General features: G+C 27.8%; 25 protein-coding genes, 2 tRNA genes and 2 pseudogenes. 12 read left to right on the forward strand and 17 right to left on the reverse strand.

Annotated features, from left to right (window positions below; genetic code table 11):
- The first annotated feature begins 58 nt into the window (after window positions 1–58).
- On the forward strand, window positions 59–379 hold the full coding sequence (locus tag ACZ5OA_RS05970) for a phosphate-starvation-inducible PsiE family protein (RefSeq protein ID WP_464906966.1): 321 nt from the start codon (window positions 59–61) through the stop codon (window positions 377–379).
- A gap of 15 nt (window positions 380–394) precedes the next feature.
- Here the strand turns inward: ACZ5OA_RS05970 and ACZ5OA_RS05975 are convergent, their stop codons facing one another.
- Window positions 395–727: a YraN family protein gene (locus tag ACZ5OA_RS05975; RefSeq protein ID WP_464906967.1), complete on the reverse strand. Its 333-nt coding sequence runs from the start codon at window positions 725–727 to the stop codon at window positions 395–397.
- Window positions 714–1079, reverse strand: coding sequence for a YbgC/FadM family acyl-CoA thioesterase (locus tag ACZ5OA_RS05980; protein ID WP_464906968.1), 366 nt, complete (start codon window positions 1077–1079; stop codon window positions 714–716). Before ACZ5OA_RS05980 ends, ACZ5OA_RS05975 begins: the two co-directional genes overlap by 14 nt.
- A gap of 432 nt (window positions 1080–1511) precedes the next feature.
- Between ACZ5OA_RS05980 and ACZ5OA_RS05985 the strand changes: the two are divergent.
- The 3 genes and pseudogenes from ACZ5OA_RS05985 to ACZ5OA_RS05995 all read left to right on the forward strand — a co-directional run.
- Window positions 1512–1649 (forward strand): annotated as a pseudogene (locus ACZ5OA_RS05985) (IS701 family transposase); the annotation flags it as partial.
- 101 nt (window positions 1650–1750) lie between these two features.
- Window positions 1751–1984, forward strand: a pseudogene (locus ACZ5OA_RS05990) (transposase); the annotation flags it as partial.
- Window positions 1985–2052: 68 nt separating this feature from the next.
- The gene (locus ACZ5OA_RS05995; protein ID WP_464906969.1) at window positions 2053–3888 is read left to right on the forward strand and encodes a GmrSD restriction endonuclease domain-containing protein; all 1836 of its coding nucleotides are present in this window, start codon (window positions 2053–2055) and stop codon (window positions 3886–3888) included.
- Between the two features lie 156 nt (window positions 3889–4044).
- Here ACZ5OA_RS05995 and accA read toward each other — a convergent pair whose 3' ends face one another.
- From accA to fabG, 4 genes are all read right to left on the reverse strand, one after another.
- The gene (gene accA / locus ACZ5OA_RS06000; RefSeq protein WP_464906970.1) at window positions 4045–4983 is read right to left on the reverse strand and encodes an acetyl-CoA carboxylase carboxyl transferase subunit alpha; all 939 of its coding nucleotides are present in this window, start codon (window positions 4981–4983) and stop codon (window positions 4045–4047) included.
- 81 nt (window positions 4984–5064) lie between these two features.
- Complete coding sequence (locus ACZ5OA_RS06005) at window positions 5065–6273, reverse strand: beta-ketoacyl-ACP synthase II (protein WP_464906971.1); 1209 nt, start codon at window positions 6271–6273, stop codon at window positions 5065–5067.
- 90 nt (window positions 6274–6363) lie between these two features.
- Window positions 6364–6597, reverse strand: a complete 234-nt coding sequence (gene acpP, locus ACZ5OA_RS06010; RefSeq protein ID WP_464906972.1) for an acyl carrier protein — start codon at window positions 6595–6597, stop codon at window positions 6364–6366.
- A 71-nt stretch (window positions 6598–6668) separates the two neighbouring features.
- A complete protein-coding gene (fabG, locus tag ACZ5OA_RS06015) occupies window positions 6669–7412 on the reverse strand; it encodes a 3-oxoacyl-ACP reductase FabG (protein WP_464906973.1) in 744 nt (247 codons plus the stop codon).
- Between the two features lie 70 nt (window positions 7413–7482).
- Between fabG and mraY the strand changes: the two genes are divergently transcribed.
- The 6 genes from mraY (at window position 7483) to ACZ5OA_RS06045 (ending at window position 11647) form a co-directional block, all read left to right on the forward strand.
- Complete coding sequence (gene mraY / locus ACZ5OA_RS06020; RefSeq protein WP_464906974.1) at window positions 7483–8535, forward strand: phospho-N-acetylmuramoyl-pentapeptide-transferase; 1053 nt, start codon at window positions 7483–7485, stop codon at window positions 8533–8535.
- 9 nt (window positions 8536–8544) lie between these two features.
- On the forward strand, window positions 8545–9486 hold the full coding sequence (sppA, locus tag ACZ5OA_RS06025) for a signal peptide peptidase SppA (RefSeq protein WP_464906975.1): 942 nt from the start codon (window positions 8545–8547) through the stop codon (window positions 9484–9486).
- Window positions 9483–10658, forward strand: a complete 1176-nt coding sequence (gene murD / locus ACZ5OA_RS06030; protein WP_464906976.1) for a UDP-N-acetylmuramoyl-L-alanine--D-glutamate ligase — start codon at window positions 9483–9485, stop codon at window positions 10656–10658. Before sppA ends, murD begins: the two co-directional genes overlap by 4 nt.
- A gap of 40 nt (window positions 10659–10698) precedes the next feature.
- Window positions 10699–10774 (forward strand) — tRNA-Phe (locus ACZ5OA_RS06035).
- A gap of 7 nt (window positions 10775–10781) precedes the next feature.
- Window positions 10782–10857, forward strand: a tRNA-Phe gene (locus tag ACZ5OA_RS06040).
- A gap of 58 nt (window positions 10858–10915) precedes the next feature.
- A complete protein-coding gene (locus ACZ5OA_RS06045) occupies window positions 10916–11647 on the forward strand; it encodes a YdcF family protein (RefSeq protein WP_464906977.1) in 732 nt (243 codons plus the stop codon).
- A gap of 33 nt (window positions 11648–11680) precedes the next feature.
- Here the strand turns inward: ACZ5OA_RS06045 and ACZ5OA_RS06050 are convergent, their stop codons facing one another.
- From ACZ5OA_RS06050 to ACZ5OA_RS06085, 8 genes are all read right to left on the reverse strand, one after another.
- Entirely contained in the window at window positions 11681–12772 is a 1092-nt protein-coding gene (locus ACZ5OA_RS06050) for a sensor histidine kinase (RefSeq protein ID WP_464906978.1), read from the reverse strand.
- The gene (locus ACZ5OA_RS06055) at window positions 12766–13425 is read right to left on the reverse strand and encodes a response regulator transcription factor (protein WP_464906979.1); all 660 of its coding nucleotides are present in this window, start codon (window positions 13423–13425) and stop codon (window positions 12766–12768) included. The genes ACZ5OA_RS06050 and ACZ5OA_RS06055 overlap by 7 nt, the downstream gene beginning before the upstream one ends.
- Window positions 13418–14068 (reverse strand): PhoU domain-containing protein, encoded by a 651-nt coding sequence (locus tag ACZ5OA_RS06060; RefSeq protein WP_464906980.1) that lies wholly within the window; start codon window positions 14066–14068, stop codon window positions 13418–13420. Before ACZ5OA_RS06060 ends, ACZ5OA_RS06055 begins: the two co-directional genes overlap by 8 nt.
- Before the next feature lie 9 nt (window positions 14069–14077).
- Window positions 14078–14863, reverse strand: a complete 786-nt coding sequence (pstB, locus tag ACZ5OA_RS06065) for a phosphate ABC transporter ATP-binding protein PstB (RefSeq protein WP_464906981.1) — start codon at window positions 14861–14863, stop codon at window positions 14078–14080.
- A gap of 10 nt (window positions 14864–14873) precedes the next feature.
- Window positions 14874–15680, reverse strand: a complete 807-nt coding sequence (gene pstA / locus ACZ5OA_RS06070) for a phosphate ABC transporter permease PstA (RefSeq protein WP_464906982.1) — start codon at window positions 15678–15680, stop codon at window positions 14874–14876.
- Complete coding sequence (gene pstC / locus ACZ5OA_RS06075; protein WP_464906983.1) at window positions 15677–16705, reverse strand: phosphate ABC transporter permease subunit PstC; 1029 nt, start codon at window positions 16703–16705, stop codon at window positions 15677–15679. Before pstC ends, pstA begins: the two co-directional genes overlap by 4 nt.
- A gap of 254 nt (window positions 16706–16959) precedes the next feature.
- Window positions 16960–17964: a phosphate ABC transporter substrate-binding protein PstS gene (pstS, locus tag ACZ5OA_RS06080; protein WP_464906984.1), complete on the reverse strand. Its 1005-nt coding sequence runs from the start codon at window positions 17962–17964 to the stop codon at window positions 16960–16962.
- Between the two features lie 92 nt (window positions 17965–18056).
- Complete coding sequence (locus tag ACZ5OA_RS06085; protein WP_464906985.1) at window positions 18057–19679, reverse strand: inorganic phosphate transporter; 1623 nt, start codon at window positions 19677–19679, stop codon at window positions 18057–18059.
- A gap of 135 nt (window positions 19680–19814) precedes the next feature.
- Between ACZ5OA_RS06085 and ACZ5OA_RS06090 the strand changes: the two genes are divergently transcribed.
- Both ACZ5OA_RS06090 and uvrA read left to right on the forward strand, forming a co-directional pair.
- Window positions 19815–20285 carry an excinuclease ABC subunit A gene (locus ACZ5OA_RS06090; protein ID WP_464906986.1) on the forward strand — a complete coding sequence of 157 codons (471 nt, stop codon included), beginning with the start codon at window positions 19815–19817 and terminating at the stop codon, window positions 20283–20285.
- On the forward strand, window positions 20278–23070 hold the full coding sequence (gene uvrA / locus ACZ5OA_RS06095) for an excinuclease ABC subunit UvrA (RefSeq protein ID WP_464906987.1): 2793 nt from the start codon (window positions 20278–20280) through the stop codon (window positions 23068–23070). The genes ACZ5OA_RS06090 and uvrA overlap by 8 nt, the downstream gene beginning before the upstream one ends.
- Here the strand turns inward: uvrA and ACZ5OA_RS06100 are convergent.
- The 3 genes from ACZ5OA_RS06100 to ACZ5OA_RS06110 are packed head-to-tail and all read right to left on the reverse strand — an operon-like array spanning window position 23067 to window position 26348.
- The gene (locus ACZ5OA_RS06100) at window positions 23067–23852 is read right to left on the reverse strand and encodes a CheR family methyltransferase (RefSeq protein WP_464906988.1); all 786 of its coding nucleotides are present in this window, start codon (window positions 23850–23852) and stop codon (window positions 23067–23069) included. The genes uvrA and ACZ5OA_RS06100 overlap by 4 nt on opposite strands.
- Complete coding sequence (locus ACZ5OA_RS06105) at window positions 23852–24430, reverse strand: chemotaxis protein CheB (protein WP_464906989.1); 579 nt, start codon at window positions 24428–24430, stop codon at window positions 23852–23854. The genes ACZ5OA_RS06100 and ACZ5OA_RS06105 overlap by 1 nt, the downstream gene beginning before the upstream one ends.
- A complete protein-coding gene (locus tag ACZ5OA_RS06110) occupies window positions 24411–26348 on the reverse strand; it encodes a methyl-accepting chemotaxis protein (protein ID WP_464906990.1) in 1938 nt (645 codons plus the stop codon). Before ACZ5OA_RS06110 ends, ACZ5OA_RS06105 begins: the two co-directional genes overlap by 20 nt.
- Window positions 26349–26433 lie beyond the last annotated feature (85 nt).

Raw genomic sequence — 26433 nt, forward strand, 5'->3', positions numbered from 1 at the left:
TTTTGTTATTAAATTGTAATCTATTTATAGCATAATCCTTTTGAAAAAGGAGAATTTTATGCTAAAACATTTAGATATTATAATAGGGTTTTTAATTTTTTCTTTTATTTTGATTTTTAAAATAGATTTTTATAAAGTTATTTTATATATATTAGAACTTATTGTATTAATTGAAGTAATTCAAATGATTATTATATTTTTCAAAAATGAAAGAATCAGAATTAGATATATGATTGATGCATCTATAATATATTTTACAAGAGAATTATTAATAACCGTTACAAAACACGGAAAATATGAATTAATTTTAGAATATGTATTATTGATTGGAATTTTTTTCTTTTTTAGATTTTTATCTTTAAAAGTAACATACAAATAAACATATAAAATAAATTTAAAACATACTAATATTTTTAATTATTTCAATGTTATTATTTTTCACAATAACAGCATCGATTTGATAAGCACTATTTATTTTATGTTTTTTAAGATATAAATTCATAGTTTTTATTATTTTTTGTAATTTTTTAGGAGTTATATTATAAATTGGTTCAAAAGTATTTCCACTTTTGACTTCTACAAAATGAAAAACATTATCTTTGAAAGCTATAATATCAATTTCACCAAAACGAGAATAAAAATTTCTGTCAACTATTTTATATTGATTTTGTTCTAAAAATTTAGTTACTTTATCTTCTGCTAAATTCCCTATTTCACGAGAATTCATTTAATATCTTTTTATATTCCTCTGGGATTGTTGTAACTTTCCATTTCTTTACATAAACTAATTTTATTTGAGCTTCAAAAATTAATTTATCATCTTTATAAATTGATTGAGTAATCAAAACTATTGATTTTTTGATAGAATTAATTTTGGTTTTAACTTCTACTAAATCTCCAAGTTTTGCAGGAGAAAAAAAAATAGCTTTTAAATCTCTTACTACAAACCCATCATCACTAAAATTTATACCATTTTTGAAAAAAATTTCACTTCTTGCTCTTTCACAAAAAGCTATATATTTTGTGTGATATACAACCGCGCCGGCATCTGTATCTTCATAATAAATTCGTATATTCACCTGTTCTTTCCTTATTTTTAGACCGCCCTAAAGATTAACTTAATTCAAATAGCTTTCTAATCTTTTTTTTAATATTATATCAGATTGAGAGATAATTCCATCCCAATTTGAAATATATTTTTGCTATTTTTTTGAAATATCCTTATAAACTAAATAAATAAGTTTTTTTAATAAATTATCATTCTTAAATCCTCTTTTTTAAGACTGTATTTTTCTCATCTTTACATTTTTTACTTAACTCTTTAAAATCTTTTCTTTATATTATTAACTGAGCTTACGCATATAAAAACTTAAAGATATAATTATTAAGTAGGATTTTCAAATAATATTCAATTATAGGAGAGAGAATTGCAATTAACATTAGAAAAGAAAGCAAAAAGAAGAAAGTAATATATAGATTTATACACATATTTTTTTATAGCCCAAAATTAGTATGCAACAGCAATAGGTTTATCAAAAATGACAAAAGGAGAAATAAGTCACGATAAAATAACAAGATTTTTAAATAAAAATGAGTTTAGCTCAAAAAATTTATGGAAAAAAGTTAAAAAAATAGTAAGAAAAATTGAAATGTGCATAACATCAGTTATTTAATACACTAATATCTTTCTTTATTTCTTTCCTTTATGTAAAATATTTTATTTTCTATCTTATACAAATTATAAAGCATTCCTAAAAATTTTAGAAAAGTTATTTATATTACAAATATCATAGAATCAATTCATAGATAATTTAGAACACTTATAAAAACAAAAGGAATATTTCCCAGTGATGAAAGCTTACTTAAATTACTTTTTATGGGTATCCAAAATACTTAAAAGAAATAAACTATGCTAATTAAAAATTGGGCACTCACAATTTTTCAACTAGCTATTTATTTTGAAAGTAGATTAAATAATGTCTAAAATTTATGATATAATTTTAGATATTATCTCAATGATAGATGAGATATAATTTCGGAAAAAGAGGCATTATGAGTAGTAAAGCAAAAGACAGAAGTTTAAATGAGTGGTTTACTGAAATAAAGAAGGGGGCTATTAAATTACCCCGGTTCCAAAGATATGAGGCATGGGACAGACATCGAATTGCAAGCTTACTTAAAACAATTATTCATGATTTACCTCTTGGAATAACATTGATATTGGAAGTTGATAAGGAACAATTTCAATCAAGATACCTTGAAACAGCGGTGCCTGAAGACACAACAGCAAGAGTCACAGAACATTTGCTTGATGGTCAACAACGTCTAACATCATTATGGCGTTCTCTTTACAATAATTATAATGATACTACATACCTTATTTATGTTCCAGAATTAGACAGCTATTATGAAAAGCCATGGGCAGATGAATGGGATGTATATATAAGGTCAAGATATATTAAGAATGGAAAACTATATCCCCTATGGACTGATATACCTGCAGACTGTTTACATAGAGGATGTATTCCTACTGATTTATTAAAACCGATTGATATGGTTAATGAGATTGATGAATGGATAAAAAAAGCTACACAAAGTTTTGAACCTAAAGAAGGTGAAAAAGACTTTATGATAAAGTTTAAACAGTACCAAACTAAAAAAGACAAAATCAAATCCATCATTAATCAACTCAGAGAAAATATCAAACATTATAATCTACCATATTTAGCACTTCCATCTGAAACAAATAAAGATACTGCTCTACAAGTCTTTATTAATATGAATACAAATAGTAAACCTTTATCTCGATACGATGTAATTGTAGCTGAAATCGAAGCAGTTAGAGGTGAATCTTTACATGACCTACAAACAAATCTTGATAGGGCTTACCCAAAAGTAAAAAACTATGAGGAATTAAACAAACTTATTCTCAATGTATCCGCATTACTTCAAGACAAACTTCCTAATGAACGTGGTGCTATAGAGATGGATAAATCTATTATGCTTGATAACTGGCATAAACTAGAAGATGGTCTAAATAAGATGGCTAATTTTATTGAAGACGAAGGGATTTTGGATGCATCAAGACTTCCAACTAATGCAGTTTTAGCAGTGATAGCAACCCTTTTTTCCGATATGCCTGAGAAAGGTGATATAAAAGGAAAAGCAGATGTAATCATCAAACGCTACATGTGGTCAGCATTTTTTACTGATAGATATGAAAATTCTGCTGCAACTCATGCCTATGCTGACTATCAAGAACTAAAAAATATTATATTTAGCCTTAAAGAAAACAAAATAATTGATATCAGTATCGTGCCTATATTCAATAGGGAAAGGTACCCTTTAGCTGATATAGAAGAGTTATTAGAAACAAAATGGCCGAAGAGAGCTATAATACGAGCAAAAGCCATTTTAGCTATTTCTACCTATCTGGGTGCTCTTGATTTTGCAGATGGTAAATCATTAAGTAGAGAAACTATTCAAGAACGAGACTATCATCACCTTTACCCTGATTCATTATTAAAAGAAGCTGGTATAGAATCCTACCTTGCACTAAATTGTGCACTAATTACAGATGTAACTAATAGAAATCTCATTAGAAGGAAAGACCCATCAATGTATGTTGATGAACGTATTAATTGGGCAGACGAGAATACTATTCATCATAGAATACAAACACATGTCATTCCAGTTCAAGAACTAATGAATGGTGATTATACAAATGTAGAAGGTGAAGAAAAGCATAAGAAACTACGACAAGACTTTAGTGCATTTTTAGAGGAACGTGCAAAACTCATCTATAGTGCTGTAGATTTACTGACAAATGGTAATTTTATTGATTATGCAAAGATAGTAGAAAGAAGAAATACTATTTTTGATAACTAATTTATATTTTTGCTTACATTGGGTATGCCCATATTGTGTCAAAAGTTTTAGTTTTTTTCACTAAAAGTTAAAAGGTTATTGTGCAAATATACTTATTTTAGTATGTTTTACCTAAAAATATAAGCATATCTGTATCTTCATAATAAATTCTTACTTTCATTTATCAGTAAATTTACCATAATTCAAATATTTTTCATATCTTTTTTTAATCATTTCATCAATAGTTAAATTTTTAAGTTCATTTACACTTTTTAAAAAATACTCTTTTAGCGAATTAGCTGCTCTTTTGTAATCTCTATGAGCACCTTCTAATGGCTCTTCAATAATATCATCAATTAATCCTAATTCTTTTAAATCTTTAGCTGATATCTTAAGTGCTTTTGTAGCAATTTCTGCTTTGCTTCCATTATCCCATAAAATTGCAGCACAACCTTCAGGAGATATGACACTAAAAACAGAATATTTCATCATAGCAACCTTGTCAGCAACTCCAATAGCTAATGCCCCACCACTTCCGCCTTCTCCTATAATTACCGAAATAGTAGGGACTTTTAATTTTGCAAGTTCAAGTAAATTTCTTGCAATTGCTTCACTTTGGCCTCTCTCTTCTGCACCAATTCCTGGAAATGCTCCTGGCGTATCTATTAAAAACAGAACTGGAATGTTAAATTTTTGGGCAAGTTTTGTAATTCTTAAGGCTTTTCTATATCCTTCTGGATTTGGCATACCAAAATTTCTTGCAATTTTATCTTTTGTTCCTCTTCCTTTCTCTTCACCAATTACAATTGATTTTTGCCCATCAATATATCCTATAAAAGCAACCATTGCTTTATCATCAGCAAAATGTCTATCTCCATGAATCTCATAAGCATCACTCATTATTTCATTTATATAATCAATTGCATGAGGTCTATCTTGATGACGAGCAAGTTGTAATTTTTGGTATGGAGTTAAATTTTTATAAGTTTTATTAATCTCATCTTTTAATTCTTTTTCATATAAAGAAATAGCAGATTCATCATTTTTAATCTTTGCAACTTCTAAATCTTTACCTATTTCTTCTATTTTTTTTTCAAAATCTAAATAAAAAGCCATTTTATTCCTTTTTTGTGATAAGCCAATATATAAAAATTCACTTAAATATTTATATAATTACTTTTCCCCAAAGGGAAAAAATTAAACTTTTTTGAAAACTATAACTCCATTTGTTCCACCAAATCCAAAAGAATTTTTCATTACATATTTTACATCTACTTTTCTTGGTTCATTTGGAATATAATCTAAATCACAATCTTCTCCACCATCTACAAAATTAATAGTAGGAGGTAAAATACCTTTATCCATGGCCATTAGTGAAATTACACTTTCAATTGCACCTGCAGCACCTAAACAATGACCTGTTGAACCTTTTGTTGAGCTAACTAATGGAATATGGTCAGCTAAAAGTTGTTTAATAGCTATTGTTTCATTTTTATCATTTGTTGCTGTTGATGTTCCATGTGCATTTACATAATCAATATTTGGTTTTCCAGCCATTTCCCAAGCCATTTTCATAGCTCTAAACGGACCATCAAGTGTAGGAGTTGTAATATGATTAGCATCTCCACTTTCACCTACTCCAACTATTTCACCATAAATTTTAGCACCTCTTGCTACTGCATCTTCATATTTTTCTAATACAAGTGCTCCTGCACCTTCTCCCATAATAAATCCATCTCTATCTTTATCAAAAGGACGACTTGCATGTGCAGGGTCATCATTTCTTGTTGATAATGCTTTCATATTAGCAAACCCTGCAATTCCAATAGGAGAAATAGCAGCTTCACCACCAACTACAAGCATTTTATCAGCCATTCCACATTTCATAGTTTTATAAGCATCTGTTATAGCATGAGTTCCAGCTGCACAAGCTGTTACACTACCAATATTAGGACCTTTCAAACCATATTCAATAGCAACAAATCCAGCAAGCATATTAACTAATGCAGAAGGTATAAAAAATGGTGATACTCTTCTTGGTCCTCTTGTTTCAATAATTACAGAATTTTTTTCAATTGCAGGAAGTCCACCTATTCCACTTGCACAAGATACTCCAAAACTTTCATAATCGTCTTTTTCAAATCCTGCTTCGCTCATTGCTTCTTTTGCTGCTTTAAGACCTAATTGAATAAATCTATCCGCTTTTTTTATATCTTTTTTATTCATAACAGTTGCAGGATCAAAATCTTTAATCTCAGCTGCTATTTGAACTGAATAATTACTCGCATCAAAACTTGAAATTGTGTCAACACCAGTTTTCCCAGCCAAAATATTATTAAAAGTTGTTTCTTTATCAAGACCAACAGCAGTTATCATACCCATACCAGTTACTACTATTCTACTCATTGTTTTCCTTTATTTATATTTATAAATAACTACAACATATAAAACTATAATTTTATTTGTTATAGTTATTTTCCCCAAAAGGGGTAAAGATTAAGCTTTTGCTTTTTCGATATAGTCAACTACATCTTTTACAGTTTTAATATTTTCTGCATCTTCATCAGGAATTTCAATTTCAAATTTTTCTTCTAATGCCATTACTAATTCAACAACATCTAAACTATCAGCACCTAAATCTTCTACGAAATCTGATTCTACTGTTACCTCATCAGGATTTACATTTAATTGTTCTACAACTACTTCTTTTACTTCATCAAAAATTGCCATTTTGTCTCCTTGGTTTTTATATTATTGAAATTATAACAAAAAAATTTAAAAAATCCACTTTTAAATTATTTTTACATATAAAGTCCACCATTTACTTTAATAGTTTCACCTGTAATATAGCTACTTTCATCACTCAAAAGAAAAGCAACAACACTTGCAACTTCTTTTGGATTTGCAAATCTTTTCAGAGGAATTCTATCTAACATTACACTTTTTACCTTTTCATTTAAATCTTTTGTCATATCAGTTTCTATAAATCCAGGAGTTACTGAGTTAAATCTAATATTTCTAGCACTTCCCTCAAGAGCAAATGTTTTAGTCATAGAAATAACCCCACCTTTACTTGCCACATAATTAGCTTGACCCATATTTCCCATTTGGGCCACTACACTTGCCACATTTACAACTGCGCCAAATCTTTTTTTACTCATAACTTTTACCGCTTCTCGACAACCAACAAATGTAGAAGTTAAATTTGCATCAATTACTTTTTTGAAATCATCTACACTCATTCTCATAGCAAGTTTATCATTTGTAATACCTGCATTATTTACAAGATAGCTTAATTGTCCATCACTATCAACAATTGTTTTAACAGCATCTACAAAAGCATTTTCATCTGTAACATCAAATCCGATTACAGCAGCAACTCCACCATTTTCTTCAATCTCTTTTTTAATTGCATCAGCCGCGTCAGCACCACTTCTATAATTAATCCAAACTTTCAAACCTTGATTTGCTAAATATTTTGCAATTTGGGCTCCAATTCCTCTACTTGCACCTGTAACTAATACATTTTTACCACTAAATTTCATAAATATCCTTTTTTTATTTTAATTATATAATAAAAAATGATAAAATTCTACGAAAAAAAGGATATTTACTTTGTTATATTACATTTATCAACATTTTGGAATAAATATTTTTCATTATATTTCAGTTAGAGCATTTATAGGGTTTCTTACATCATTCTTATTAACTATATTTATAATGCCTAAATTTATAACTTGGGCAAAACAAAAAGCAACTCAACCAATCTATGAATTAGCTCCTAAATCACATCAAGAAAAAGTAAAAACACCAACGATGGGTGGAGTTGTATTTTTAGGTGCCTCATTTTTTGCTTTACTTCTTGCAATGAAATTTCATTTTTATACATTTATTGTTATTTTAACGATGATTCTTTTTATGAGTATAGGTTTTATAGATGATAAAGCAAAAATTTTAGGTAATTCAAATCATGCAGGTTTAACTGCTAAACAAAAATTTATTTTACAATGGATATTTGCTTTTATAATAGCTGGTCTTTTATATTTTAGTGGATTCAATCGTGAACTTTATATTCCCTTTCATAAAGAAGCATTATTTGATATGGGAATATTTGCAATTCCTTTTTGGGCCTTAGTAATAGTTGCTACTTCAAATAGTGTAAATTTAACTGATGGGCTTGATGGACTTGCAACTGTACCATCAATATTTGCATTTTTCTCATTATCAATAATTCTCTATTTAATGGGAAATGTTATGTTTAGTAATTATCTATTTTTACCTCATTTAAATGTTGGAGAACTTACAATATTTGCTACTACTTTAATAGGTGCTTTAACTGGATTCTTGTGGTATAATTCTCATCCAGCTGAAGTTTTTATGGGTGATAGTGGAAGTCTAACAATTGGTGCTTTAATAGGAATATTAGCTATATTTGCTAAAAGTGAATTTTTATTAATTTTTATAGCTTTTATTCCTTTGATTGAATCATTATCTGTGATTTTACAAGTAGGAAGTTTCAAACTTAGAGGAAAAAGAATATTCAAAATGGCACCAATTCATCATCATTTTGAGCTAAAAGGTTGGGCAGAAAACAAAGTAATAGTTAGATTTTGGATAATATCATTTATTGCCAATTTAATAGCAATAATTTCAATTAAAATAAGATAAAGGATAAAAATGAGTAATTTATATAATGAAAGTGAAAAACTAAAGGCTGAACTTAAAATATTCAAATTAAAAAGTTTAAAAGAGAAAATTATACTTTTTGGAGTAATTTTACTAATTTTAGCAGAACTTGTTGTAGTAGTTAATTTTCTTAAAAAATCAGGATTTTTGGGTGCTACTAAACCACATAATCCTTATGTAGCTGTAATTAATTTTAATAAAGAAATAACAGTTGATTACATAAACAAAGTTGAAAGTAAAATGCAAGCTTTAAAAAATGATAAAAACGCAAAAGAAGTTTTGATGGTTTTCAATACACCAGGAGGAAGTCCAAGTGCAAGTGATGAATTTAATGCTTATCTAAAAGATTATACAAAAACTAAAAAAGTAAATGTTTATGTAGAAAGTATGGCCGCAAGTGGTGGATATTATATAGTTAGTGCGATTAAACCAATTATAGCAAACAAAAATGCAGTAGTTGGAAGTATTGGAGTTATTATGCCTCACTATGTTATTGGTAAACTTGCCAAAAAATTAGGAATTGAATCTGATGATATAACCGTTGGAAAATATAAAAAACCTATTTCTTTATTTGAAAAAGCTTCAACTGAGCAAAAAAAATATCTATATTCTCATTTACTTAACCCAACTTATCAAAACTTCTTAAATGTAGTCGCAAATGATAGAAATATATCTATTAAAAAACTAAAAATTTATGCAGATGGAAAAATTTATATAGCAAATCAAGTTAAAGGAATTTTAGTTGATAAGATTTCAACACTAGTTCAAACTAAAATTAATATAAAAAAAGAAGTAGCTAAAAGATTCAAATTAAGACCTAAAGATATTAAATTTTATAGAGTTTCATTAAATGATAGAAAAATGCCATTTTTCAAAATAGAAGTTGAAAATTCCACGCTTAAAACATTAGTAAACGGATTAAACTTAAAATGAAAAAATCACTTTTTGGATATGGGGGAACTATAAAAGCTATTGCTAAAAGTGGTGGATGGAATATTTATGATGATAAATTTACAGATATTTCTTTTGATGAATATGGAAACAAATTAAATCCAAGTAATTTATTTGAGCCTAATAAATCAAAACTTGAAATAACAAGTCCTGGAATAAGTCCATCAAATATTCTTATAAAAAAAGCTAAAAATCTAATAAGTGATTATGATTATTTTTATAATCAATTTCCTTTTAGCATATGGATAAGTGGAACAAATGGTAAAACTACAACAACTCAAATGATAGAATCACTTTTAGAAAATTCTGAGGCGGGTGGAAATATTGGGCTACCCGTTGCCAAAATGAATGATAAAAAACAATTTTGGATACTTGAAACAAGTTCTTTTACGCTTCATTATACAAAAACAGCAAAACCAAATATTTATATTTTACTTCCAATAACACCTGATCATATTTCGTGGCATGGAAGTTTTGAAAAGTATGAAAAAGATAAACTTTCAGTAATGCAAAGGATGGATGAAAGAGATATAGCAATTATTCCTGATAAATATAATAGCTACCCTACTTCTGCTTTTAAAATAACTTATAATAATTCTGATGATTTGATTAACTATTTTGAATTTAAAGAAACAAATTTTGATGAACCTTTTAGACTAGATGAGGTTTTAGCAAAAGCAGTTTATAAAATTCTATTTTTTGAAGAAAAAAGTTTAAAAAATTTTAAAATAGATGCTCATAAAATTGAAGAATTTAGAGATAATAAAAATCGTTTATGGGTAGATGATAGTAAAGCTACAAATATAGATGCTTCAATTAATGCTATTAAAAAATATAAAAATAAAAAGATTCATTTAATATTGGGAGGAGACAGCAAAGGTCAAAATTTAACCCCTCTTTTTGAAGAACTTAAAAATTATAATGTAACTTTATATTTAATAGGAAAGGATGCTCCTCTTTTTGAAGAAAAAGCTAAAAAATATAATATGAATTATCTTATTTCTAATACTTTAGAAAACAGCATAAAATTAATTGATAAAAATTTTCAAAGTGGAGTAGCTCTTTTAAGTCCTGCAAGTGCAAGCTTAGATCAATTTAACTCATACAAACAAAGAGGAGAAAAATTTAAAAAGTTAGTACTTAATTTAAGTTAGTTTTAAGGATGTTTTGAATATAATTTCAGTCCGCAAACAAGCCCAGATAGCTCAGTCGGTAGAGCAAAGGACTGAAAATCCTTGTGTCGACGGTTCGATTCCGCCTCTGGGCACCACTTGTTTGGCCAGATAGCTCAGTCGGTAGAGCAAAGGACTGAAAATCCTTGTGTCCCCGGTTCGATTCCGGGTCTGGCCACCACTTTATGAAACTTTCAAAAACAAAATTCCAATAAATTGATCTAATCAAAGGTATTTTAATGATTTACATACTTTCTAAACTTTTTACTTATCTTATTTTACCACCAGGAATTTTTATAATTTTACTTATTTTAGCAGCGTTTAAAAAACTAAAAACTCTTTTTTTAATATCTGGATTACTTTTTTATTTTATATCTACTGACTATGGTGCAAATCTTTTAAATAAACCATTAGAAAAAGATTATAAAAACCAAAAAAATATCAATTATGAAAGTGTAGTAGTTTTATCAGGTGGAAGCAATAAAAATGATACAATAAAAACTGCTCCTGATGCTTTTAAAAGATTAGTTTATGGGCTAAAAATAGCTTCTACTCATCATTTACCACTTATTTTTACTGGACGAGGTTTAAATGATTATACTGAAACAGACGCTGCAAAAGAAGATATAAACAATTTAAAAAAAGCGTTTAATTTTAATATAAAAGTTTATTATGAAAACAAAGCCAAAGATACTGTAGAAAATGCAAAATTTACAAAAAAATTAATTCGCAAAAATGGATTATCAAATAATATATGTTTAGTAACATCAGCTTATCATATGAAAAGAAGTGAAATAATTTTCAAACATTTTGGATTTAAAGTAACTCCTATGGCAACTGGATTTAATGTAAAAGAAAATCAAAATTTTAGTCTATTTCCAAAAGAAGAAAATTTCCATAAAAGTTATCAAGCAATACACGAATATTTTGGAATTTTAAGCCTACTTTTAAGAGGTTATAAAATTAATTAACTTATAAAAGCTCTAACTAAATAAACTAAACAACTACAAATAAACTATTCTAAACTCACTTCCTTTACCATATTCACTAATAACTTCCAATTTAAAGTTATGTAGCTTAATAATATTTTTGACAATAGAAAGTCCAAGTCCTAATGAATTATTCCAACTATTATCATTAACACGATAAAATTTTTCTGTAATTTTATCTATATCATTTTTTTTAATTCCAATCCCTTTATCAATTACGCTTATATGATTTTTAGTAACTTTTACAATGACTTTATCTTTTGAATATTTTATAGCATTTTCTATCAAATTGGTTAAAACTACTGCAAAAAGCATCTTATCTATTAAAATTTTACTATTTTCACCTTCTAAAATAATTTCTTTGTTTGGATAAATATCTTTAATATCTTCTATAATTTCTTTACTAAATTCATATAAATTTACACTCACAAAAGCTATTTTTTGAGTATTTTCTTCAAGTTTTATAGAGAGTCTTAAAGTATCTATCAATGAAGATAGTTTATCCCCATTTCTTTTTATTTTTTCTAAAAATTTTTTTCTAATAACAGATGAAACATCATTTTTAAGTAAAGTTTCACTATAACCATTAATTACAGCTATTGGATTTTTAAATTCGTGCGAAATTGCTGAAATTATTTCCTCTTTTTGAATATTTGACAATTCTAATTTTGCAATGGTAGATATATATTCCCTTTCATGTTTTGTTAGAATAGCAGAAATTTTACTAAGTAAAGTAGTAATTTTAGAAAATTCTTCTGAAAAATTTGATTCTATCTTATTTTCTTTTTTCTTTTTTGTAAGTTTAGTCAAAAATATCAAAATTTTATTGACTTCACCTTCTAAATTTTTATTTATTTTTCTTATGAAATAAAAAAGAATTCCTACAAAGAAAAACAAAACAACACCATTAATGACAATAAATTCAGTAAATTCTATTTGAAAATATTTTATTTTTTGATTAAGAATATTTTGAGTTAAAGCAGATATACCTATATTTGCAAAATATAGGTGTTTCATATAAAAATAACTCTCAACTCCAACTACAATTAAAAGCAATAAAAAAACAACAATTAAAACTTTTAAATATATATTGGAAAGTTTTAGCAAAACATATATCCTTCGCCTCTTATAGTTTTTATATATTGTTTTTCATTAAATGGATCAATCTTTTCTTTCAATCTTTTAACTGCTACATTTACAGTTTTTACCTGTTTATCAAAACTATCTTTCCATACATTTTCAAGAAGAATTTCTCTTGTCATAACTTTATTCGCATTTTTGATAAATTCTAAAAGTAAATCTTTTTCTAAATGCGTTAAATCAATAAGATAATCATCTATTTTTACTTCTCTTGTATCAAGATTAAAAATAATATCACGATGTTTTATAATTTTCAATTCTTTTTTAGTTCTTTTGATAACTGCTTTTACACGAACTTTTAACTCTTCTAAACTAAAAGGCTTAGTAATATAATCATCCGCCCCTCTTCCAAATCCTTGTAAAATATCCTCTTCTTTGTCTTTTGCAGTTAAATAGATTACAGGTTGATTATACCCCTTATCTCTTAATGTTTGAATAAAAATACTACCTTCAGTTCCAGGAAGATTTCTATCCATAATAATTAAATCAATCTCTTCTTTATCTAGAAGTTTTTGAACTGAATTTGTAGAAGTAAAAGTAAAAACCTTATAATCATTTAAAGTAAATTTAATTAAATCTAAAATATCTTCTTCATCTTCAACAATTAATATTTTATGCATTATGTAAATTTCCACCTAATTTATAAAACATAAGTAAATTTGCAATTTCAATAGTTCTATCTGCTATTTTTTCCATTTTTCTAACTGTTTTTAAAACTTTATTCAAAGTCCCATAATCACCTTGATTATTTTTTAATAATTCCTCTTCAATCGCATCATATAAATCATCTGTTTTATGCTCTTCTACTATAACTTCTTCAAATTTATCATTTAATTCATCTACATCTTCAATATCAAGCATTTCATAAGTTAATTTTAAACATTTTAAAGTTGCCTCTTGTAATGGAATTAAATATTCATCAATCATATCTTTTTCAATTAAATTGCAAACAGATAAAAATCCTTTTATAAAACTTCTTGTGTTTGTAGATGCTCTTAAAAGTTCACTTGTTGTTTTTAAATAAGCTACTAATCTTCTTAAATCTCTTGCTTCTGGAGAATACAAAGCTAAACTTTTAATAATTAAATTATCAATTTCATCAGCTTTTAAAATAGAATTATTTACATATACTTTTGCTTCATCAAATTCACTTGTATCACAATCTTTAAGTGCTGTTAAAATAATTTCATTTGCTTTCAATAAATTCTTATGAAATTCTCTAAGTTCATCTTTTATTTCTATTAAATATTTTTCTGCTAACATTTTTTCCCCTTATCCGAATCTACCGGTAATATAATCTTCTGTTTGTTTTTTCTTAGGATTCAAGAAAATTTGTTCAGTTTCTCCAAACTCAACTAAATCTCCTAAATACATAAAGGCTGTATAATCACTAATTCTACTTGCTTGTTGCATATTATGAGTTACAATAGCAATACTTATTCTTTCTTTAAGCTCAACTATAAGTTCTTCAATAGCTGCTGTTGAGATTGGATCTAGAGCACTTGTTGGCTCATCAAAAAGTAAAACTTCTGGCTCAACTGCAATAGCTCTTGCAATGCAAAGTCTTTGTTGTTGTCCTCCACTCATTCCAAGAGCAGATTCTTTAAGTCTATCTTTTACTTCATTCCATACAGCAGCTTCTTTAAGAGCTTTTTCAACCCTTCCTCCAAGCTCAGATTTGTTTTTAATACCTGCAAGTTTAAGTCCATAAGCAACATTATCGAAAATACTCATAGGAAATGGAGTTGGTTTTTGGAAAATCATACCAACTCTTCTTCTTAAATCAATTAGTTCTATCTCTTTTTTATACATTAAAATATTTTCCATTTTTCTATTTTTTATATCTTTTAATAAAATTTTACCCCCATATTGATTACCAGGATATAAATCATGAATTCTATTTAAAGATCTTAACAGAGTTGATTTACCACAACCACTTGGTCCGATTAATGCAGTAATTTTATTCTCTTCAATATTTAAATTTATATTTTTCAAAGTTGCTTCAGGTGCTTTTGGATAAGTAAAATAAAAATCCTTCATTTCCATTATATTTTTCATCATCTATTCCTTATTTTTTTTCTCTAATTACATATCTACCAAGTAAGTTTATAATCAAAACAAACAATGTCAATAAAAAGGCCCCTGCCCACGCGATTCTTACTAAATTTACATCTGGCATAGTTGCAAGACTATAAATAGCAACTGTCAAACTTGGAAACTCATAATTCATATTCATCGTAAAATATTGACTATTTCCACTTGTAAAAAGCAAAGGTGCTGTTTCTCCTGCAATTCTTGCAAATGCAAGTAAAATACCAGTTGTAATACCGATTTTGGCTGCTTTTATTATTATATCAAAAATCACTTTATGTTTAGGTGCTCCCAAAGCAATTCCAGCTTCTCTAAGCTCTTTTGGTACAAGTCCTAACATATCATCAGTAGTTCGAACAACAATAGGAATCATCATAATAGCTAAAGCTATACTTCCAGCCCATCCATTCGCATGACCTACTGGATTTACAACAACAGCATAAACAAAAACACCTATTACGATTGAAGGTGCACTCATCATTACATCACTTAAATTTCTAATAAACTCAGCATATTTACTTCCATTTGAGTATTCTTGAAGATAAATTCCTGCCATCATTCCAATAGGAACACCTATCACAACTGCAACAATAGCTAACATAAATTGACCTATCAAAAGGTTTCTAAGTCCATTATCAACTAAATCATTAGCAAATATATGCCAATCAATTGCACCAATACCTTTGATAGTAAGAGTTACTAGAATCCAAAAAAGAAATATTAGCCCCACAACAGCAGCTAATGTTGAAAGTATTAAAATTAATTTATTTATAAAAAATCTCATTTTTTATTCCTTAAAAAATAGAATTTAGCAAAACTTATAATAACAAAACTAAACACAAACAAAACAACTGCTAAATAAAATAGTGCTGCCATACTCATTCCACTACTTTCTGCAAATGAATTTGCTAAAACTACTGGAATCGAAACTGTCGGGTCTGTAATAACTTTTGGAAATGTAAAAACACCACCTATTACAAATGCAACTGCCATTGTTTCACCTAAGGCTCTACCAAGTGCCAAAATAATACTTCCAATAATTCCACTTTTTGCATAAGGGAAAATAACATCTTTTATTACTTCAAATTTAGTCGCTCCCATCGCATATGCTGATTCTTTCAAAACAGCGGGAGTTGTATTCATACTATCTCTTGTAAGACTTGCCATAAAAGGAATAATCATAACTCCTAATACAAGTCCAGCTACCAATAATGAAACAGATTGACCACCAATATATTCGCTAACAAGTGGACCAAAATAAAAAAGCCCCCATATTCCATAAATAATACTCGGAATCGCAGCAAGAAGCTCAATGGCAATTCCTACTGGTTTTGCTAATAATGGGGGAGCAATTTCACTTAAAAATATAGCAATTCCCATAGCAATAGGAACTGCAAAAAGCATCGCTATAATAGTAGAAAAAATAGTTCCTACAATAGGCACTAATCCACCATAAACTTCTTTTGTATTAGCACTACTTTCATCATCTTCATCGCTCGAAGCATCTATTGCATTATCAACATTATCATTATCTCCTAATCCTAACTGGGCATCTACATCATCACTTCCTAAATTATCATCATTAGTCACAATAGGTTGCTCTGTTTTTACTTCTTTAACATTTTTTTTATCTACTTTTGGAGTATCTACTTGAACAGTTACACCCCATCTTGGATCTGTTAAAAATTTCAGTCCAAACTCATCAATTGCAGGTTTTGCATAAATAAACAACACTACAAAAATAGAAGTTAAAAGTAAAAGAATCAATGTTGCACTTGTAAAAGATAGTTTTTTAAAAACTGATTCCATTAGCTGCCTTTAATTTTTTTGAGAGAATTATACAATAGTTTTGATTACAAAATGATTACAAAAAGAAAAAATCTTTTTGTGAAGATTCTCAAAACTGACCTAAAATACTCAACAATAAAACAAATTTTTTAACACTCAAAAAAGCTAAAAAGTGTCAACGCAAGCGCCCTTTGGGTTTGAAGCACACTTTTTTTAACGCTTTTTCTCGTTAAAATTTGTAGTTGTTTCGTTTATTTAATCAGTTTTAATTTTCATTATTTAACTGGAGCGATACCTTTATCTGCCCAATATTTTCTAATTTTAGCTTTTACAGAAGTTGGAAGTGGAATATATCCAAGTCTGCTTGCAGCTTCATCATGTTTAAATCCATAATTGAAAAATTCTGTAACTCTTTTTGCAACTTTTGGATTGTCATAATGAACTAAATCAAATGTAGCTGTAATAATTGGGTATCCATGTTTTGGATATGCAATTAACGCATAGAAATCATTTCTAGGACTTAACGCAGAATAAGCGGCACCTTTTGCAAATTCTTTTGGAGTTGGAGCTACAAAACTACCATCTTTTCCTTGAACAGATGCCATATTTAAATGATTTGCAACTGCATCAGCATAATCAACATAACCTATTGAATAGTTATTTTTCTTAATTTGAGCACTTACACCAAAGTTACCTTTACCAGCACTTCCTCTTCCTTGCATATCAGTTGGCCAGTTAGTAATAGCTTTTTTAACTCCATAATGATGGAACCATACTGAACTCATTTTTGCTAAATAGTATGTGAAGTTATAAGTTGTTCCTGATTTATCACTTCTGTGAACAAAGAATATTTTTTTATGTGGTAAGTTAACACCTGGGTTAGCTGCTTTTAATACTGGATTATCCCAATATACAATTGTTCCAAGAACGATTCCTGAAATTGCAGTTTCACTTAATCTCAATCTATTTACACCTGGCACATTATAAGCCATTGAAATACCACCAACTACTGTTGGGAATTGTGCTAAATGATTTTTTCTTAAATCTCTTGGGGTTAAAGGTTTATCACTTCCCCCAAAATCAACATGTCTGGCTTTAATTTCTTTAAGACCTGTTCCAGAACCTGTTCCTGTATAATTTACTTGATTTGAAGTTTGAGCATAAAAAGTTTTTATCCATGCTTTATTTACTGGTAATTGAAAACTTGAACCTGTTCCGTTGATTGTCCATGCAAATGAACTAACTGCTGCTAAACTTAATCCTGCGATTATTTTTTTCATTTTTCTTCCTTTTTTTAATTTGTTGATGAAATTATAAAAGTAAATAATTACAAAATGGTAACAAATGAAAAATTTAGAAAAAAAGATGATTATTACAACATCATCCCTTTTATAACAAAGAAAATCAAAGCAGAGAAAAATCCAGCAACAGGAACTGTAATAATCCAAGCAGCTATTATTTTTTTAAGCATATCTCTTTTTACATATTCAGTTTTTAGCTCTTTTTTAAGTATTTTTCTAAGTCTTTTAATTATTCTTTCTTGTGATTCAATATGCTCATATAATGAAACTATTTTTTCATAATCTTCTTTTGTTTTAGTAGATTGTTTTTGAATATTTTCAAGTTCTATAACCATAATTTTTAGATGTTCTTCCTCTTTTTCAAGTTCTTTTTTTGTTTCTTCTTCTTTATTTACCTCTAACTTCATAAATTCTCTTAAAAATCCTACTCCAAAAACTGCACCAATTGCTATGTGAGTAGAACTTACTGGAAGTCCAAGTTGTGAAGCAAAAATAACCGTAATAGCAGCTGCAAGTGCAATAGCAAATGCTCTAATTTGGTCAAGTTCTGTGATTTCACTACCAACTGTTTTAATAAGTTTTGGCCCATAAAGTGCAAGTCCGACAGAAATACCAACACCTCCAATTGCCATAACCCAAATAGGAATACCAGATTTTTCACTAATTCCACCATTTACAACAGCATCATTAATAGCTGATAATGGACCAACTGCATTAGCAACATCGTTTGCACCATGAGCAAAACTAAGCAAAGCTGCTGCAAAAATCAAAGGAATTGTAAATAAAGAATTAATTGCAACTCTTGAATTATCTAAATTATTAGCTTTTTTTGTAATATTTAATTTTACCAAAATGAAAATAATAATTGCTACAATAATTCCAAAAATAGAAGCTATTTCAAATGTAGGTGCTTTAGTTTGAGGTAAAAAAGTTAGAAAACTAGTAACATCTGTCCATATATGTTTAAAACCTTTAAGTGTAATATAAGTAGTGAAAGCCCATGCCATAATTGCTACAAAAAGTGGTACCCATTTTTTAGCTGCAGCTACCTTATCATCTTTAAAAACAACCGTTTTTTTAATAGTAAATAAAAATCCTGCTGCAATTAATCCACCAAGAATCGGTGAAATAATCCACGAAGCTACAATTTTACCCATTGTAATCCAATGAACTATTCCAAATCCTCCAGCTGCAATTCCAGCTCCCATGACACCTCCAACAATTGAATGTGTTGTAGAAACAGGCGCTTTGAAATAAGTAGCTAAGTTAAGCCACAAAGCAGCCGCTAAAAGTGCTGACATCATTGCCCAAATAAAAATATCAACATTTGAAAATGTATTTAAATCAATAATCCCTTTTCTAATTGTATTCGTTACATCTGCCCCAGCAATCAAAGCTCCACTTACTTCAAAAATAGCTGCTATCAAAATAGCGCCACCCATCGTTAAAGCCTTACTTCCAACAGCAGGTCCTACATTATTAGCTACATCATTTGCCCCAATATTCATAGCCATATATGCACCAAAAACTGTTGCCACTGCTAAAAATATACTATTATTCATACCTCCTTTTGTAGAAAGAGTATAAATCATAACCACAATTACAAATAAAATACCAACTCCCAGTCTCATAAAATCAATACCAGAGGATTTACGCGCCGCTTTTTCTAACTTTTTTACAGTATTTACTTCCATACATTTCCTTTATCATAAACTTATTACAAAATAGTAACAAAAAATTTTATAAAAATCACTTAAAAAATAAAATAATTATCTAATTAGTCTAAATTGCAAATTTTTGATACAATTTCTTTAAAAAAAGGCTGTTTGATGAATAATGAAATTTTAATTGAACTTATAACTTTTTTAGTAATTGCTTTTAGAATTTACATATTAAGTAGTATGCAAGTAAAAAGTGTTCTTGATAAAATGTTTGTTTTATATTCACTTAAAAATAATTCCCCATTTTTAGGCTATAGTATAATGTTTTATATTGAAATAATTTTGGTTGCAGAATATTATATTTTAGGAGTTTTAGATGTGGGATTGCTTTTTTTAGCTGCCATTGATATTTTCATTCAATATAAAAATATTTTTATTCATTTAGTTACAAATGACAAAGAAGTATATTTGGAAACTATAATTAAATCAAATTTCAAAACACTTACAAGAGATGAATATCATAAAATTGGGGATGAGCTTAAAAAACCTCAACCAGTTTGGAAACTATATTCTACAGAGCTCATTGTGTTTGCTTTTGTAGTTTGGACTATTTCAATGGGGAATGGATTTAATGGATAAAATTAAAATCTTTGGTGCAAGAGAAAATAATCTAAAAAACATATCACTTGAAATTCCTAAAAACAAATTAGTAGTAATTACGGGACTTAGTGGAAGTGGTAAAAGTACACTAGCCTTTTCTACACTGTATGCAGAAGGTCAAAGAAGATATATCGAAAGTTTAAGCTCATATGCAAGGCAATTTCTTCAAAAAACAGGGAAACCACAAGTAGATAAAATAGAAGGTCTAACTCCAGCAATAGCAATAGATCAAAAAACAACTTCCAAAAATCCTCGCTCAACTGTAGGAACTATTACAGAAATTTATGACTATTTAAGACTACTTTATGCAAGAGTTGGAGTGCAACATTGTCATTTATGTGGTGGTGAAATTACTCAAATGAGTGCAAGTGATATCATAAATGAAGTGCTAAAACTTCCAGCGAGTTCAAAACTTATAATTTATGCACCCTTGATAAAAGAAAAAAAAGGAAGTTTTGAAAGTTTAATCCAAGATTTAAGAAATAACGGTTATATAAGAGCTTTTATAGATGGAAGAGTGGTAAGACTTGATGAAGAGATAGAACTTTCTAAAACAAAAAAACATACAATTAAAGCTGTAATTGACAGAGTTATTGTGAAAGTTGAGAACTCTTCAAGAATTGCTGAAGCAGTAGAAAAAGCTCTAAATTTAGCTTATGGAGAAGTTGAAATCGAAATAATGAACTATGAAGAAGTAAATACTTCAAAGCTAATTCACTATTCTGAACATTTAGCCTGTTTCAAAGATAAAATATCATTTGAGCCATTAGAACCACTTAGTTTTTCATTCAATTCTCCAAAAGGTGCTTGCGAAGAGTGTAACGGACTTGGAATTAGCTATTCATTAGATTTAGAAAAGCTTATAAAAGATAAACCTTTAAACAAAGGTGCAATTCCACTTATTTGGGGATTTAACAAAAAATATTATCAAGATTTTTTCAAAGCTTTATGCAATAAATTCAATATTGATATGAATAAAAAATTTAATGAAATTGATGAAAAAGCACAAAATATTATTTTAAATGGAACCAATAATGACATATCTTTTAAATATGGAAAAAATATAATTAGAAAACCGTGGATTGGTGTAAAAAAATTAGCTTTTGATTTATCAAAAGAAGATGATTTAACAAATATTATGACAGAAAAAATTTGTCCTAAATGTAATGGATTTAGACTAAAATCTGAACATTTAGCAGTAAAAGTAGCAGGGAAAAGTATATCTGAGATAATTTCTATGCCAATTCGCGAGTGTTATGAGTTTTTTGATAATGATGAAAATTTCCAATACTTTACAAATCAACAAAAATTAATTGCTTCTTCTATTCTCAAAGAGATAAAAGAAAGACTCTATTTTTTAGTAGATGTAGGACTTGGATATCTTACACTTCATCGAGATGCAAGAACAATAAGTGGAGGTGAGGCTCAAAGGATTAGAATTGCTTCACAAATAGGAAGTGGGCTTACAGGAGTTTTATATGTTTTGGATGAACCAAGTATCGGTCTTCACGAAAGAGACACTTCAAAACTCATAAAAACTTTAAAAAACTTACGAGACAAAGGAAATTCTATAATCGTAGTCGAACACGATAGAGAAACTATACTTGCAGCTGACTGGATTGTAGATATTGGACCAGGAGCTGGAAAATATGGTGGTGAAGTTGTATTTAATGGTACAAAAGATGAACTTATAAAATCAAATACTTTAACAGCTAAATATTTACGAAAAGAACTTGATATAAATTATCAAAAAAACCGCCCACAAAACAAATGGCTAACTATAAAAAATGTAAATATTCATAATATAAAAAAACTTTCAGTTAAAATTCCTCTTGAAAATTTCGTTTGTGTTACGGGAGTTAGTGGAAGTGGGAAAAGTAGTTTAATCTTGCAAACCTTGCTTCCAACTGCAAGAGAGATTCTAAATCACGCTCATAAAATTGAAACCATAAAAGGCGTTAAAATTGAAGGCCTAAAAGAACTTGATAAAGTGATATATCTTGACCAAAGCCCCATAGGAAAAACTCCAAGAAGTAACCCAGCAACTTACACTGGACTTATGGATGAAATAAGAGGTCTTTTTGCTAAAACAAAAGAAGCACAAATCAGAGGCTATGCAATTGGTAGATTTAGTTTTAATGTAAAAGGTGGAAGATGTGAAGCTTGCAAAGGTGAAGGAGAAATCAAAATAGAAATGCACTTTTTACCAGATGTTTTAGTAAAATGTGAAAAATGCAACGGTACAAGATATAATTCTCAAACATTAGAAATAAAATACAAAGATAAAAATATAGCCGAAGTTTTAGCAATGAGTGTAGATGAAGCTTATGAATTTTTTGAAAAAATACCAAAAATCAAGCAAAAACTAAAAACGCTAAAAGATGTAGGACTTGGATATATCACTCTTGGACAAAATGCCACAACGCTAAGTGGTGGAGAAGCTCAAAGAATAAAATTAGCCAAAGAACTTAGTAAAAGAGATACTGGAAAAACATTATATGTATTAGATGAACCAACTACAGGACTTCACTTTGATGACATCGATAAATTAGTAAAAGTTATGCAACATTTAGTGGATTTAGGAAATAGTGTAATTGTGATTGAACATAATTTAGATTTCGTAAAAAGTGCTGATTATATCATCGATATGGGACCAGATGGAGGAAATGCTGGTGGAAAAGTAGTAGCCACTGGAAATATAGATAAACTTATAAAAAGTGATACTTATACTGCTAAATTTCTCAAAAAAGAGTTGGAAAGTTAAAACAGATCAGCATGACCAAAAAACACATCATGTTCATCATTTTTTCTCATATCTTCTAAAATATTTTTAGCTTTTTGTTTTGTTTCTTTATCAAAATAAATAAGCATATTTCTTGAAAATACAAAATCAAATTTTCCTAAACTTTTAAAAGAATCATCAAAAATATTTGCTACTTCAAAAGAAACTAATGATTTAATATTTTCTTTTAAAATATATTTATCATTTTCAATCTTAAAATATTCATTTAAAATTTCAGAAGATAAATTTCTAATACTTTTTTTGCTATAAATAGCTTCTTTTGCTTTTTCTATAGCTTCTGCATTTATATCAATACCTACAATATGAAAATTTGAAGCACTTACACCACTTTCTAACAAAGCAATAGCAATAGAATATGATTCTTCACCTGTTGCACACGGTGCACATAAAATTCTAATATTAGAATTTTCTTGTTTTACAAGTTTTACTAATTCTTCAATCTGCTTCATTTCTCTATAAAAAAATGTTTCATTTGTTGTAAGAGTATTAATTAGTTCTTGTTTTAATATTTTATCAGTTTGAATTATTTTTAATAATTGAGAAAATGAGCTGATTTTTCTTTGTCTACAAAATGAAACAACTTTACTTTTTAAAATATTTAGTTGTTTATCAAATGTAATACCTGTTTCTCTATAAAAATATTCTGCTATTAGAGTTACATCATTAAAATCTTCTTTAAATTTTATTGTTGACTCTTCATGTTCTTCATTCTTAGGCTTTCTTTTTCTAAAAAAACTAAACATTATTCGCTAAATTCCTTTATTATTTTAATAATTTCTTGTAAATCATACACTTCAATATTAGGTACTAATAATCTAGCTCGACTAGGCATACCATCAACTATGGCACTTTCTTGGCTTTCAGTAATACAACAAACAAAATTTTTACTTAAATTGATACAAGCATCTACTCCATCATCTCCTATTCCTGTTAAAATTACTGATAATATTTCAAATTCAGAAGAAAACTTAGTAAATGAATTAAAAACTATATTTATATTTGGATTATAATCATATTCCAAAGAAGATTTAGAAATAAAAACAAAATCATTATTCTCTTTTTTTAAAATTGTTTCACCTTCACAAACATAAATTTTTGAACTTTCTAAATGAGTTTTTTTATTTATAATTAAAACATTATTAGATGTGTAACTTTGAAGATTTTTAGCAAAGCTTTCTAAAAAGCCATTAACCATATGCTGAGCAATAACTATAGATGTATTATTAAGATTAGGCAAAGATTTAATAATTTTTATTATTTGCCCAGGACCTCCAGTAGAGGCTCCTATAAGAACAATTTTTTTAGGTTCGGAATGTTTCAAGTTGATTATTTAGTTCATTTGTAAGTTCATTAAGATGTTCAGCTGCTGATGCTATCTCTTCTACACTTCTTGCATTTGTGGATGATATTTCATTTATTTCTGTAATTTTATTTACAATTAATTCTATATTTTTACCAGTATGCTCAACATCCTCTACCATTTTATTTGTAGTATCTACAGAATTATCTACCATTATAACTGCTGAAGAAATTTTTTCTTCAGTTTCATTTGCAATATCTCCCAGCTTTTTAATTTCTTCAGAATTTTTATTCATTTGTGTTGATGCATTTAAAACAGACTGTATTACTAAACTTATAGTTGCATCAATTTCTGATAGTGATTTTTGCGTTTTTTCTGCAAGTTTTCTAACTTCATCTGCAACTACAGCAAATCCTCTACCATGTTCCCCTGCTCGTGCTGCTTCTATAGCTGCATTTAATGCCAATAGATTTGTTTGCTCTGCAATCTCAGAAATAATATTAAGTATATTTTTAACTTCATTTGCACTATTTGAAAGCTCATCCATATTAGATGCAAGTTCTGCTTCTTTTTGGGCTGATTCTTGTACTTGTGATGATAGGTTTATTATATCATCTTTGGCAGTTATTAAATTTTCATTAGCTTTTAAAATTTCTTCTTTTGACTGTTGTGTAATAGAAATTGTATTATATGTTTCATCTTTAATATTATTTGCTTGTTTTACTGTTTCATTAACAATCGCTACAGAAGATTCAACATTCTTTCCAACATTCATTGAAGTTGTTGATAATTCATGAGAAATTGAAGCGTTTTCATGACTTGTCTGTTTTACTGAATTTATAGCAGATTGAACTTTTTCTATAAATAAGTTTATATAATTTGAAACAATAGCTATTTCATCTTTAGCTTTTACATTTAATCTTTTTGTTAAATCTCCATCGCCTTCTGATAAATCTTTTGTTAAATCTTCTAATAATTTTAATGGTTTAATTAAAGAATTTATAAGTATATAACTACTTAAAAAAATAATAATAAGTGTAATTAAAATACCTGTAATTATAGAAATGACTTTTATATGTTCGTTTTGAGTTATAATTTCATTTTCAATTATAGTTTGCTCTTTTTGAGTTGAAAGTTTTATATTTTCAACTGATTTATTAATATATGTCTCAATTGCATTTGATTTGTTTATAATCTCATCTGTATTTTCATTGATTTTAATTATATTATTTACTTCTTTTTTATAATTTTTTATTAAATCAATTATTTTTTGTAATTCTTTTTTTCTTTTAGGGCTTTTGATATTTTCTTTAATATATTTTAATTTTTGATTTAATTCATTAAATATTTTTTGAACTTTTTTTATATGTATCTCATTATCTGCAATTAAATATTTAGCTACATAAACTTTTGCTAATAAAATAACTTTAATACTTTCTTCAGCTGCTTCATAAGTTTCTAAATGATTAGATTTTTTTCCTTCTTTCTTAAGTATTGTTAAAAGTTGTATAATTTTTTTATCATAAACATCCAACCTACTTATTATATCATCTCTTTGTTTGTATAATTTTACTACTTTATAAAAGTTATTGTGATATAGAGTTAATTTTTTATCTATATTTTCAACTTTAGTTTTTTGAGTTGGTGATTTAATTTCTTTTAATGCTTTTTTTGAAAGAGATTCTACTTTTTTATAAGCTTTTCTAAAATTGGTTATATCTTCTTTTGCTTTTGTTTTTAAAAAGTCTTTAACTTCTAAACTAATCACAAGTAAATTTGTTTCAATATTACAAACTAACACGCTATCATTGGCTTTTTCTTTATATTTTGTAAAATTTTGAGACGACTGATTAAGTTTAAGAATACTAAATGTAACTAATCCTATTACTAATAGAATTATAACGGTAAATGCCCACGTAAATTTGGCTTTGATAGTCATACTATACTCCTTTGATTTTATACAACACAATTATAATATATTACCCCCTCCCCCGTCAAAGTTTTGAAGTAAATTGAGGCAATAT

The sequence above is a fragment of the Thioreductor micantisoli genome, assembly GCF_055392745.1.

What these genes read in the sequence shown, in the direction of transcription:
- ACZ5OA_RS05970 (WP_464906966.1), top strand. Translation starts at nt 59, where the DNA reads ATGCTAAAACATTTAGATATTATAATAGGGTTTTTAATTTTTTCTTTT.
- ACZ5OA_RS05975 (WP_464906967.1), bottom strand. Translation starts at nt 727, where the DNA reads ATGAATTCTCGTGAAATAGGGAATTTAGCAGAAGATAAAGTAACTAAA.
- ACZ5OA_RS05995 (WP_464906969.1), top strand. Translation starts at nt 2,053, where the DNA reads ATGAGTAGTAAAGCAAAAGACAGAAGTTTAAATGAGTGGTTTACTGAA.
- accA (WP_464906970.1), bottom strand. Translation starts at nt 4,983, where the DNA reads ATGGCTTTTTATTTAGATTTTGAAAAAAAAATAGAAGAAATAGGTAAA.
- ACZ5OA_RS06005 (WP_464906971.1), bottom strand. Translation starts at nt 6,273, where the DNA reads ATGAGTAGAATAGTAGTAACTGGTATGGGTATGATAACTGCTGTTGGT.
- acpP (WP_464906972.1), bottom strand. Translation starts at nt 6,597, where the DNA reads ATGGCAATTTTTGATGAAGTAAAAGAAGTAGTTGTAGAACAATTAAAT.
- fabG (WP_464906973.1), bottom strand. Translation starts at nt 7,412, where the DNA reads ATGAAATTTAGTGGTAAAAATGTATTAGTTACAGGTGCAAGTAGAGGA.
- sppA (WP_464906975.1), top strand. Translation starts at nt 8,545, where the DNA reads ATGAGTAATTTATATAATGAAAGTGAAAAACTAAAGGCTGAACTTAAA.
- murD (WP_464906976.1), top strand. Translation starts at nt 9,483, where the DNA reads ATGAAAAAATCACTTTTTGGATATGGGGGAACTATAAAAGCTATTGCT.
- ACZ5OA_RS06045 (WP_464906977.1), top strand. Translation starts at nt 10,916, where the DNA reads ATGATTTACATACTTTCTAAACTTTTTACTTATCTTATTTTACCACCA.
- ACZ5OA_RS06055 (WP_464906979.1), bottom strand. Translation starts at nt 13,425, where the DNA reads ATGCATAAAATATTAATTGTTGAAGATGAAGAAGATATTTTAGATTTA.
- ACZ5OA_RS06060 (WP_464906980.1), bottom strand. Translation starts at nt 14,068, where the DNA reads ATGTTAGCAGAAAAATATTTAATAGAAATAAAAGATGAACTTAGAGAA.
- pstB (WP_464906981.1), bottom strand. Translation starts at nt 14,863, where the DNA reads ATGAAAAATATAATGGAAATGAAGGATTTTTATTTTACTTATCCAAAA.
- pstA (WP_464906982.1), bottom strand. Translation starts at nt 15,680, where the DNA reads ATGAGATTTTTTATAAATAAATTAATTTTAATACTTTCAACATTAGCT.
- pstC (WP_464906983.1), bottom strand. Translation starts at nt 16,705, where the DNA reads ATGGAATCAGTTTTTAAAAAACTATCTTTTACAAGTGCAACATTGATT.
- pstS (WP_464906984.1), bottom strand. Translation starts at nt 17,964, where the DNA reads ATGAAAAAAATAATCGCAGGATTAAGTTTAGCAGCAGTTAGTTCATTT.
- ACZ5OA_RS06085 (WP_464906985.1), bottom strand. Translation starts at nt 19,679, where the DNA reads ATGGAAGTAAATACTGTAAAAAAGTTAGAAAAAGCGGCGCGTAAATCC.
- ACZ5OA_RS06090 (WP_464906986.1), top strand. Translation starts at nt 19,815, where the DNA reads ATGAATAATGAAATTTTAATTGAACTTATAACTTTTTTAGTAATTGCT.
- uvrA (WP_464906987.1), top strand. Translation starts at nt 20,278, where the DNA reads ATGGATAAAATTAAAATCTTTGGTGCAAGAGAAAATAATCTAAAAAAC.
- ACZ5OA_RS06100 (WP_464906988.1), bottom strand. Translation starts at nt 23,852, where the DNA reads ATGTTTAGTTTTTTTAGAAAAAGAAAGCCTAAGAATGAAGAACATGAA.
- ACZ5OA_RS06110 (WP_464906990.1), bottom strand. Translation starts at nt 26,348, where the DNA reads ATGACTATCAAAGCCAAATTTACGTGGGCATTTACCGTTATAATTCTA.